Here is a 1,510-nt window from a genome sequence, read left to right as displayed (position 1 = left end):
GTGCGTTCGCTGCTGGAGCTGGTTGAGGGCCTGGAGGATGCCGAAGAGAGCGCCGCAAAGGGTACTGAAAAGGGCGCTGAAAAAGCGTCTGACAAGGGCACTCAGGATTCCTCCGCACCCCGGAAGGCTTCCCGTCGGGTGATTACTCAGCGCCCGGTACCCGTCGGCCTGCAGGCGACCCTGCGCCCCTACCAGGTGGAGGGTTTCCAGTGGTTGTCCTTCTTGTACGAGCAGCGTCTGGGCGGTATTCTCGCCGACGATATGGGTCTGGGTAAGACCGTGCAGGCTCTCGCCCTGCTCGCCCACGCGATTGAGGAGCATCGTGCAGCCTCCGAGCGTGCCGCCTCCGAAGATGCCGCCGGGCGCGGTGAGAGCGTCGAGCCGCTCGCGCCTTTCCTCGTGGTCGCGCCGACCTCCGTCATCGCCAACTGGGCGGCGGAGGCGGCACGTTTCCTACCCGAGGCGAAGGTCGTGACCATCACCGAAACCACCGCCGGTAAGACCCCGCTGGCTGAGCGCATCGCGGAGGCGCACCTGGTGCTAACCAGCTACACGCTGCTGCGCATGGACGAGGATGCCTACACCGGCTATGCCCGCACGCTGGGCCGTACCGTTGACGAATTCACTGGCGAACTCTCCGCACCCGAAGGCTGGGGTGCGCTCCTGCTGGACGAGGCGCAATTCGTCAAAAACACCGGCACCCGCGCCTGGTCCATCGCCCGCGCAATGCCCGCCCGCACCAAAATCGCGATGACCGGCACGCCCATTGAGAACAACCTCATGGAGCTGTGGGCGCTGCTGGCGATTGTGGCGGACGGCCTGTTCCCTTCCGCCCGCGCGTTCCGCGATCTGTACGCTCGCCCGGCGGAATCCGGCGAGGACCCGGCGCACGCCGCGGCGACGGCTGCTCGTCTGCGCCGGCGCATCCGTCCGCTCATGCTGCGCCGCACTAAGGAGCTGGTGGCGGCGGAGCTTCCGGCGAAGAACGATACGCGCGTGAACCTGCCGCTGGCTCCCGGTCACCGCCGCATCTATGACACGCATCTGCAGCGTGAACGCCAGAAGGTGCTGGGTCTGCTGGAGGATATGGACAAAAACCGGTTCACGATCTTCCAGTCGCTGACCCTGCTGCGCCGTCTGGCGCTTGATGCCGCGCTGATTGATCCGGAAGCCTACGCCGGGGTGTCGTCGGTCAAGCGCGACTACCTGGTTCAGCAACTGCCCGGCCTGCTCGAGAAGGGCCACCGTGTGCTGGTGTTCAGCCAGTTCACCGGCTACCTCAAGAGCATTTCGGCACGCCTGGCGGAGGAGGGCATCGGCCACCTGTACCTGGACGGTTCGACCCGCAACCGCGCCGAGGTCATCGAGGCGTTCACGAGCGGTCAGGAGCCGGTGTTCCTCATTTCGCTCAAGGCTGGCGGTTTCGGTCTGAACCTGACCGAGGCGGATCACGTGTTCATCATGGATCCGTGGTGGAACCCCGCCGCCGAGCAGCAGGCGGTGGACCGTA

The 1,510-nt window shown here is 65.9% G+C and carries 1 protein-coding gene; it reads left to right on the top strand.

All coding sequences use genetic code 11. The features are described 5' to 3' along the window. Positions 1 to 1,510, top strand: a 1,510-nt coding sequence (locus Q0216_RS05460; RefSeq protein ID WP_298593572.1) for a DEAD/DEAH box helicase, incomplete at both ends; no start/stop codon positions are given.

It is taken from the genome of uncultured Rothia sp., assembly GCF_937976295.1.
Taxonomy (GTDB): Bacteria; Actinomycetota; Actinomycetes; order Actinomycetales; family Micrococcaceae; genus Rothia.
The sequence above is the reverse complement of the archived record's forward strand: the minus strand, read 5'-3'. Positions and strand labels throughout refer to the sequence as shown.